General features: G+C 66.8%; 6 protein-coding genes and 1 pseudogene. 6 read left to right on the top strand and 1 reads right to left on the bottom strand.

Annotated elements, in window-relative coordinates; genetic code table 11:
- Positions 1 to 225: 225 nt before the first annotated feature.
- A pseudogene (gene ettA, locus DI624_RS11645) lies at positions 226 to 1,888 on the top strand (energy-dependent translational throttle protein EttA).
- A 29-nt stretch (positions 1,889 to 1,917) separates the two neighbouring features.
- Positions 1,918 to 2,844, top strand: coding sequence for a 2-hydroxyacid dehydrogenase (locus DI624_RS11640; protein ID WP_291538630.1), 927 nt, complete (start codon positions 1,918 to 1,920; stop codon positions 2,842 to 2,844).
- 2 nt (positions 2,845 to 2,846) lie between these two features.
- Here DI624_RS11640 and DI624_RS11635 read toward each other — a convergent pair whose 3' ends face one another.
- Positions 2,847 to 3,260 carry an EF-hand domain-containing protein gene (locus DI624_RS11635; RefSeq protein ID WP_291538627.1) on the bottom strand — a complete coding sequence of 138 codons (414 nt, stop codon included), beginning with the start codon at positions 3,258 to 3,260 and terminating at the stop codon, positions 2,847 to 2,849.
- A 120-nt stretch (positions 3,261 to 3,380) separates the two neighbouring features.
- Here DI624_RS11635 and DI624_RS11630 point away from each other — a divergent pair, with 120 nt between their 5' ends.
- The 4 genes from DI624_RS11630 to metH all read left to right on the top strand — a co-directional run bounded on the left by DI624_RS11630 (position 3,381) and on the right by metH (position 9,187).
- The gene (locus DI624_RS11630) at positions 3,381 to 4,340 is read left to right on the top strand and encodes a metalloregulator ArsR/SmtB family transcription factor (protein ID WP_291538624.1); all 960 of its coding nucleotides are present in this window, start codon (positions 3,381 to 3,383) and stop codon (positions 4,338 to 4,340) included.
- Positions 4,340 to 5,290, top strand: coding sequence for a methylenetetrahydrofolate reductase [NAD(P)H] (metF, locus tag DI624_RS11625; RefSeq protein WP_291538621.1), 951 nt, complete (start codon positions 4,340 to 4,342; stop codon positions 5,288 to 5,290). Before DI624_RS11630 ends, metF begins: the two co-directional genes overlap by 1 nt.
- Positions 5,287 to 6,369, top strand: coding sequence for a homocysteine S-methyltransferase family protein (locus DI624_RS11620; protein ID WP_291538618.1), 1,083 nt, complete (start codon positions 5,287 to 5,289; stop codon positions 6,367 to 6,369). Before metF ends, DI624_RS11620 begins: the two co-directional genes overlap by 4 nt.
- A gap of 151 nt (positions 6,370 to 6,520) precedes the next feature.
- Complete coding sequence (metH, locus tag DI624_RS11615) at positions 6,521 to 9,187, top strand: methionine synthase (protein ID WP_291538616.1); 2,667 nt, start codon at positions 6,521 to 6,523, stop codon at positions 9,185 to 9,187.
- Positions 9,188 to 9,195: the final 8 nt, after the last annotated feature.

Raw genomic sequence — 9,195 nt, 5'->3', positions numbered from 1 at the left:
GCAGGCCAACCAACCGCGCGGAGCGTCATACCCTTCGTCGAAACGGTACTTACAAACTCACACTCCGGGCGAAGGCCCGGCGCTCCGCCCAGCCCTCCAGAACTTCGCAGCGAAAGCGCGAGGCCGATCGGCCGTGTCCGCCGCCTTATTTGCTCTCGGGCCTCAGGATCGCTACATCCGCGCCATCCTCCCATCCGACGAACCCGAAGGGCGACACCGCACCTCATGGCGCAGCAATATATTTTCCAGATGCAGGGTCTGACCAAGACCTTTCCCGGCGGCAAGAAGATCTTCGAGAACATCTGGCTCAGCTTCTACAACGACGCCAAGATCGGCGTCGTCGGCGTCAACGGTTCGGGCAAGTCCACCCTGCTGAAGATCATGGCCGGCCTGGACACCGAATTCTCCGGCGAGGCCCGCGCCGCCGACGGCGTCAAGCGCGGCTATCTGGAGCAGGAGCCCCAGCTCGATCCCGCCCTGAACGTGCGCCAGAACGTCGAGGCCTGGTGCGAGGAGAAGCAGTGGGTCAACCGCTTCAACGAAGTCGCCGCCGAACTGGGCGAAAACTACACCGACGAACTGATGGAGGAGATGACATCCCTCCAGGAAAAGATCGACGCCGGCGACGTCTGGGACATCGACAGCCGCATCGACCAGGCCATGGGCGCCCTGCGCTGCCCGCCCGACGACTGGGAGGTCGTCAACCTGTCCGGCGGTGAAAAGCGCCGCGTGGCCCTGGCCCGCCTGCTGCTCAGCCGACATGCTGCTGATGGACGAACCGACCAACCACCTGGACGCCGAATCCGTCGCCTGGCTGCAGCACCATCTGGAGAACTTCCCCGGCTGCGTCATCCTCGTCACCCATGATCGCTACTTCCTGGATCAGGTGACGAAATGGACCCTGGAACTGGACCGCGGCCGCGGCCACCCGCACGAGGGCAACTATTCCTCGTGGCTGGAAGCCAAGACCAAGCGCGTCGTGCAGGAGCAGTCGGAATCCGAAGCCCGCCAGCGCGCCCTCACCCGCGAACTGGAATGGGTCCGGTCGGGCGCCAAGGCCCGTCAGGCCAAGTCCAAGGCCCGTCTGGCCGCCTATGAGCGGATGGTCGAGGAACAGGAATCGATGCGCGGCGCCCAGACCCACGCCCACATCCAGATCCCGCCCGGTCCCCGCCTGGGCAATGTCGTGCTGGAGGTCGAAGGCCTGCAAAAGTCGTTCGGCGACAAGGTCCTGTTCGACAATCTGACCTTCAAGCTGCCGCCCAACGGCATCGTCGGCGTCATCGGCCCGAACGGTGCCGGCAAGTCGACCATGTTCAAGCTGATCACCGGCCAGGAACAGCCCGACGGCGGCACGATCCGCGTCGGCGAGACCGTCAAACTCGCCTATGTCGACCAGTCGCGCGACGACCTGAAGCCGGACGAAACCATCTGGCAGGCCATCTCGGGCGGCACCGACGTGATGATGGTCGGCAAGCGCGAGATCAACACCCGCGCCTATGTCGGCAGCTTCAACTTCAAGGGCGGCGACCAGCAGAAGAAGGTCGGCCAGCTGTCCGGCGGCGAGCGCAACCGCGTCCACCTGGCCAAGACCCTGGCCTCGGGCGGCAATCTGATCCTGCTCGACGAACCGACCAACGACCTGGACATCGAGACGCTTCAGAACCTGGAAGAGGCGCTGGAGGAGTTCGCCGGCTGCGCCGTGGTCATCTCCCACGACCGCTGGTTCCTGGACCGCCTGGCCACCCACATCCTGGCCTTCGAGGGCGACGGCCACGTCGAATGGTTCGAAGGCAACTTCGAAGCCTACGAACAGGACAAGATGCGCCGCCTGGGCGCCGACAGCATCATCCCCAAACGCATCCAGCACCAGAAGTTCGGGCGCTGATCGCCTGACCTGACAAGAGGAGCCGCTGCATGACCCAACGCCCCGCCGTTCTCATCATGCAGCGGCATCTCGCCCCGCTCTCGGGGTTTCTTGAGAGCGCCTACGACGTCTATCGCTTTTGGGAAGGCCCGCCGCTGGAGGCCGCACACGACATTCGCGCGCTAGTCGTCGCCGGCGAGGCGCCCCTGGACAAGGCGCTGATCGAACGCCTGCCCAATCTGGACCTGATCGCCTGTTTCACCTCGGGCTACGACGGGATCGACATCGACTGGTGTCGCCAGCGCGGCCTGGCCGTCACCCATGCGCCGGGCGTCAACCACGAGGATGTCGCCGACCATGCCCTGGGCCTGATCCTGGCGGCGCGTCGCCAGATCGCGTCCGGCGACCGCCAAGTGCGCTCGGGCCAATGGACGGCCGAGACGCGCACCCTCACCGCCTCGCTGGCCGGTCAGAAGCTGGGCGTCGTCGGCCTGGGTCATATCGGCAAGGCCGTGGCCAGTCGCGCCGAGGCGTTTCGCATGGCCGTCGGCTGGTGGGGGCCGCGCCCGCACGCGGCCGAATGGCCCCGCGCCGACAGTTTGCTGGACCTGGCCCGCGCCAGCGACATCCTGGTCGTCGCCTGCAAGGCCGACGAGACCAATCGCGGACTGATCTCGCGCGAAGTCCTGGAGGCGCTGGGGTCCGACGGCCTTCTGGTCAATGTCTCGCGCGGCCAGGTGGTCGACGAGGACGCCCTGATCGAGTCGCTGAAATCCGGGGCCCTGGGCCAGGCCGCCCTGGACGTCTTCATGGAGGAACCGACCGACCCGGCGCGCTGGGCCGACGTGCCGAACGTCGTTCTGACGCCCCACACCGCCGGCGCCACGACGGCCGGGGTGCAGGGCATGCTGATGCTGCTGATGCAAAACCTTCAGGCGCATTTCGCGGGCGAACCGCTGAAGACGGCCGTCGGTTGACCTCAGTTCGGACGCTGCGGCCGTTCGTCTTCGGTCACGACGCCGTCGCCGTTCTTGTCCAGCGCCTTGAACTGGGCGCCGGTCCCGACGGTGAACTCGTCGCGCGTGACCCGGCCGTCGCCATCGGCGTCCAGACGGGCCAGCATCCGCCCGCCGCGAGCATTGGCCAGTTCGCTTGCATCGACCACCCCGTCCTTGTTGGCGTCCAGTCGGTCGAACATCTGGGTCATCCGGGCCTGCATCTGGGCCAGGGTCTCGCGGGGCGGCGGCCGCATCCCTCCCATCTGGCCGCCCATCGGCGGTCCAGACATCTGAGGCCCAGACATCTGCGGCATGGGCGGTTCGGGAAAGTCGCTCTGGGCCAGGACGGGGCCGGCGACGGCCAGGGCAACGGCGGTAATCAACAGGGTGCGCATGGGACCACTCCAAAAGGGGCTGCAAAACCTTGAACGCCCGCACGATCCCTTCCCGTCGCACGCCCCTGGAGGAAGCGATTTCGCTTGCCAAATCATATAAGGATATCTTTATATGATTACATGAACCTCTCCGCCGACCAGACCGTCGAAGCCCTGCGCGCCGCCGGCGAGCCGACCCGCCTGCGCATCCTGTCCCTGCTGGCGGCGGAGGAGCTTTCGGTCATGGAGATGTCGCGCATCCTGGACCAGAGCCAGCCCCGCGTGTCCCGCCATCTGAAGCTGATGACCGACGCGGGTCTTATCGAGCGATTCCCGGACGGCGCCCGCGTCTATTACCGGCTGTCGCACGACGCCCAGGCGCGCCGCCTGATCGACACGGTGCTGGACATCCTGGCCGAGGATGCGGGCGAGGCGGATCACCGCCGCCTGGACGAGGTCCGCAAGGACCGCGAGGAAGCCGCCGCCAGCTATTTCGAGCAAGTTGCCCCCCAATGGGACCGCCTGCGCTCTCTCTATGTCAGCGAAAACGCCGTCGAGGCGGCGCTGGAAAAGGCGATCGGCCCCGGCCCGTTCGAGCGGGTCGTCGATCTGGGCACCGGCTCGGGTCGGATGCTGACCCTGTTCGGCAAGAAGGCCAAGATGTCGGTCGGGCTGGACCTCAGCCAGAACATGCTCAACATCGCCCGCACCAATGTCTCCAAGGCGGGCGTCGAACAGGTCGAGCTGCGCCACGGCGACATCTTCGCTACACGCCTACCCGCCGCCAGCGCCGATCTGGTGATCGTGCACCAGGTGCTGCACTATCTGTCCGATCCGGCCGCCGCCGTCGCCGAAGCCGCGCGTCTGGTCAGCCCCGGCGGTCGGCTGGTCATCGTCGACTTCGCCCCGCACGATTTCGAACATATGCGCGAGGCGCACCAGCATCGCCGCCTGGGCTTCGCCGACAGCGAGATCAACGGCTGGCTGCTGGATGGCGGCCTGACCCCGTCCGCTCCCATCGCCCTGCCCCACGACGCCGAGGGCCTGACCGTGACCATCTGGACGGCGGAACGCTGCGTCCAGGACAGAAAGACCGCCTGATGGCCTCTCCCGCCTCTTTGAACCTGGCCGAGGCCCGCGCCCTGCTGCTGTCGCCGCTGGGACCGGTCGCCCGCGCCGGATCGAATCAGGACGCCGTGCGCGTCTCTTTCGAATTCTTTCCGCCCAAGAGCGACGAGGCCGAGGCCAATCTTTGGAAGGCGATCCGCCGGCTGGAGCCGCTGAACCCCGCCTTCGTCTCCGTCACCTATGGCGCGGGCGGTTCGACGCGCGAACGCACGCACCGCACGGTCCAGCGCATCATCGCTGAAACCAGCCTTCGCCCCGCCGCCCATCTGACCTGCGTCGAGGCCAGCCGCGACGAGGTCGACGAAGTCATCGAGGGCTACAAGACCATCGGCGTCGACCACATCGTCGCCCTGCGCGGCGACCCGCCGGGATCGACCGGGATCGGCGGCGCCTATCGGCCCCGCGCCGACGGCTATGCCAACGCCACCGAACTGACCGCCGCCATCGGCCGCGTCGGCGGGTTCGACGTCACGGTCGGCGCCTACCCTGAGAAACACCCCGAAAGCCCCTCCATCGACCACGACATCGCGGTGTTGAAGGCCAAGGTGGACGCCGGGGCGACCCGTGCGGTCAGCCAGTTCTTCTTCGACATCGACGCCTTCCTGCGATTCCGCGACCGGGTGCGGGCGGCGGGCGTGACCATTCCGCTGATCCCCGGGATCATGCCCGTGTCCAACTTCGCCGGCCTGACGCGGATGTGCGGCGCCTGCGGCGCCAGCATTCCCGACTGGTTGAAGGCTCATTTCGACGGCCTGGACGACGATCCCGAGACCCGCAAGCTGCTGGCCGCCTCGGTCGCCGCCGAGACCTGCGCCCGGCTGCAGGAAGAAGGCTTCCAGGACTTCCACTTCTACACCCTAAACCGCGCCGATCTGGTCTATGCCATCTGCCGCGTTCTGGGCGTGCGGGAGACGGCGTCGTGAACCGCGCCCAACGCATCGCCGCCCTGCATCAGGCGGCCAACGAAAGGATTCTGGTTCTCGACGGCAGCTGGGGCGTGATGATCCAGCGTCGCGGCCTGACCGAGGCCGACTTCCGCGCTGACCGTTTCGTCGCGGCCAACGGCTATGACGAGGCGCATCAGATGAAGGGGAACAACGACATCCTCTGCATCACCCGCCCCGACATCATCGCCGACCTGCACGACCAGTATTACGCCGCCGGCGCCGACATCTCCGAGACCAACACCTTCTCGGGCACCACCATCGCCCAGGAGGACTACGCCCTGGATGCTCAAGCCGTCTGGGACATCAATCTGGAAGGCGCGAAACTGGCCCGCGCCGCCGCCGACCGCTGGACGGAGAAGCAGCCGAACAAACCCCGCTTCGCCGCCGGCTCCATCGGCCCGCTGAACAAGATGCTGTCCATGTCGTCCGACGTGAACGACCCCGGCGCCCGCAGCGTGACCTTCGACCAAGTCTATGAGGCCTATCGCCATCAGGTGAAGGCGCTGAACGAAGGCGGCGTCGACCTCTATCTGATCGAGACCATCACCGACACGCTGAACTGCAAGGCCGCTATCAAGGCGATCAAGGATCTGGAGGACGAGGGCATGGACGCCCTGCCCATCTGGATTTCGGGCACGATCACCGACCGCTCGGGGCGCACCCTGTCGGGTCAGACGGCCGAGGCGTTCTGGAACAGCGTGCGCCACGCCAAGCCCTTCGCCGTCGGCTTCAACTGCGCCCTGGGCGCCGACCTGATGCGGCCCTTCATCGCCGAACTGAGCCGCGTCGCCGACACCCTGGTCGCCGCCTATCCCAACGCCGGCCTGCCCAACGCCATGGGCCAGTACGACGAACAGCCCCACGAGACCGCCCACTTCATCGAGGAATGGGCCGCGTCGGGCCTGGTCAACATCGTCGGCGGCTGCTGCGGCACCACGCCGGATCACATCCGGCACGTCGCCGAAGACGTCGCGCCGCTGAAGCCGCGCGCGATCCCGGAACGGCCGGCGGCCCTGCGTCTGTCCGGCCTCGAACCGTTCGAGTTGGTGGCGTGATGCCTGCCCTCTCCCGCTCATCCCGGCGAAAGCCGGGACCCAGTTCTTTGGGCGATAATCGTCGGACGGATATCCTCGCCCTCAATCCCAAGCACCGTGCCTCCCGAAAGCACTGGGTCCCGGCTTTCGCCGGGATGAGCGGAGTTTTTGCGTGAGACCTGTCTTCATAAACGTCGGCGAACGGACCAACGTCACCGGCTCGGCCAAATTCCGCAAGCTGGTGGTCGAGGGCGATTATCCCGCCGCCTTGGACGTCGCCCGCCAGCAGGTCGAGGCCGGCGCCCAGATCATCGACGTCAATATGGACGAGGGTCTGCTGGACGGCGTCGTCGCCATGCGGACCTTCCTGAACCTGATCGCGGCCGAGCCCGACATCGCCCGCGTGCCGGTGATGATCGACTCCTCCAAATGGGAGGTGATCGAGGCCGGGCTGAAGTGCGTCCAGGGCAAGCCCATCGTCAACTCCATCTCGATGAAGGAGGGCGAACAGGCCTTCCGCGATCATGCGATCAAATGCCTGCGCTACGGCGCCGCCGTCGTGGTCATGGCCTTCGACGAGGCAGGCCAGGCTGACACGGCCGCCCGCAAGATCGAGATCTGCACCCGCGCCTACGACATCCTGGTCCACGAGGTCGGCTTCCCGCCCGAGGACATCATCTTCGACCCCAACATCTTCGCGGTGGCGACGGGGATCGAGGAGCACGACAACTACGCCGTCGACTTCATCGAGGCGGTGCGGGTCATCAAGGCCACCCTGCCCTACGCCCGCGTGTCCGGCGGCGTCTCCAACGTCTCGTTCTCCTTCCGCGGCAACGAACCGGTGCGCCGGGCGATCCACAGCGTCTTCCTGTATCACGCCATCGCGGCGGGCATGGACATGGGCATCGTCAACGCCGGCGACCTGCCGGTCTATGACGACATCGACCCGGAGCTGAGGGAGGCCGTCGAGGACGTGATCCTGAACCGGCCCCAGCGGACCAATGTGTCCAACACCGAGCGGCTGGTCGACATGGCGCCCCGCTACAAGGGCGAAAAGGGCCAGGCCCGCGTCGTCGATTTGAAGTGGCGCGACCAGCCGGTCGGCAAGCGGATCGAACACGCCCTGGTCCACGGCATCACCGAATTCATCGAGGCCGACACCGAAGAGGCGCGGCTCTCGGTCGAGCGCCCGCTGCACGTCATCGAAGGCCCGCTGATGGACGGGATGAACGTGGTCGGCGACCTGTTCGGCTCGGGCAAGATGTTCCTGCCCCAGGTCGTGAAGTCCGCCCGCGTCATGAAACAGGCGGTGGCCTGGCTGGAACCCTTCATGGAGGCCGAAAAGGCCGGCAAACCCCGCGAACAGGCGGGCCGGATCCTGATGGCCACGGTCAAGGGCGACGTTCACGACATCGGCAAGAACATCGTCGGCGTCGTGCTTCAGTGCAACAATTACGAGGTCGTCGACCTGGGCGTCATGGTTCCGGCCGACCGCATCCTGGACGAGGCCAAGGCCCACGGCTGCGACATCATCGGCCTGTCCGGCCTGATCACCCCTTCGCTGGACGAAATGGTCTTCGTCGCGTCCGAGATGGAGCGGCGCGGCTTCGACATCCCCCTGCTGATCGGCGGCGCCACCACCAGCCGCACCCATACGGCGGTCAAGATCGAGCCGGCCTATCGACGCGGATCGACCACCTATGTCGTAGACGCCTCGCGCGCCGTCAGCGTGGTCTCGGGCCTGCTGTCGCCGACCGAAAAGGCCCGGAACGAACAGGCCACCCGCGACGAATACATCCGCATCCGCGAGCAGTACGCCCGTGGGCAGGAGGTCAAGGCGCGCGCTTCCCTGCCCCAGGCGCGCGACAATCGTTTCCGGCCCGATCCGGCCCAGAGCCTGCCCGGCAAGCCAGCCTTCATCGGCGTGCGCGCCTTCGACGCCTGGGATTTGCAGGACCTGGCCGACCACATCGACTGGACCCCCTTCTTCGCCAGCTGGGAGCTGATCGGCCGTTATCCCCTGATCCTGGACGACGAGATCGTCGGCGAGGCCGCGCGCGATCTGTTCGCCGACGCCCAGGCCATGCTGAAGCGGATCGTCGCTGAGAAGTGGTTCACGGCCAAGGGCGTGGTCGGCTTCTGGCCCGCTCGCGCCGAGGGCGACGACATCGCCGTCTTCGCCGACGAGGCCCGCACCGAGGAAATCGCCCGCTTCCACACCCTGCGCCAGCAGATCAAGAAGTCGAACGGCAAGCCGAACCTGGCCCTGTCCGATTTCATCGCCGAGGACGGCGACGACTATATCGGCGCCTTCGCCGTCACCGCCGGTCACGGCGAGCTGGAGATCGCCAAACGGTTCAAGGACGCCGGCGACGACTATTCCGCCATCATGGCCACGGCCCTGGCCGACCGTCTGGCCGAGGCCTTCGCCGAACGGCTGCACAAGGAAGTGCGCACGACGCTGTGGGGCTACGCCTCGGGCGAGACGACCAGCGTCGACGCGCTGATCGCCGAACAATACCAGGGCATCCGCCCCGCCCCCGGCTATCCGGCCCAGCCCGACCATACGGAGAAGGCCACCCTGTTCCGCCTGCTGAACGCGGGCGACAATGCGGGCATGGCCCTGACCGAGAGTTTCGCCATGACGCCCCCGGCCTCGGTTTCAGGCCTCTATTTCGGCCACCCCGGCAGCCACTATTTCGGCGTCGGCAAGATCGACCTGGACCAGGTCGAGGACTACGCCCGCCGCAAGGGCTGGGACCTGCACACAGCTGAACGCTGGCTGGCTCCCATCCTCAACTACGACCCCCACGCCCGCCAACGCGAAACGGCGGCCTGAGCCAGGCT

Source organism: Brevundimonas sp., assembly GCF_003248455.1.
Taxonomy (GTDB): domain Bacteria; phylum Pseudomonadota; class Alphaproteobacteria; order Caulobacterales; family Caulobacteraceae; genus Brevundimonas.
The sequence above is the reverse complement of the archived record's forward strand: the minus strand, read 5'-3'. Positions and strand labels throughout refer to the sequence as shown.

What these genes read in the sequence shown, in the direction of transcription:
- DI624_RS11630 (WP_291538624.1), top strand. Translation starts at nt 3,381, where the DNA reads ATGAACCTCTCCGCCGACCAGACCGTCGAAGCCCTGCGCGCCGCCGGC.
- DI624_RS11640 (WP_291538630.1), top strand. Translation starts at nt 1,918, where the DNA reads ATGACCCAACGCCCCGCCGTTCTCATCATGCAGCGGCATCTCGCCCCG.
- DI624_RS11635 (WP_291538627.1), bottom strand. Translation starts at nt 3,260, where the DNA reads ATGCGCACCCTGTTGATTACCGCCGTTGCCCTGGCCGTCGCCGGCCCC.
- metF (WP_291538621.1), top strand. Translation starts at nt 4,340, where the DNA reads ATGGCCTCTCCCGCCTCTTTGAACCTGGCCGAGGCCCGCGCCCTGCTG.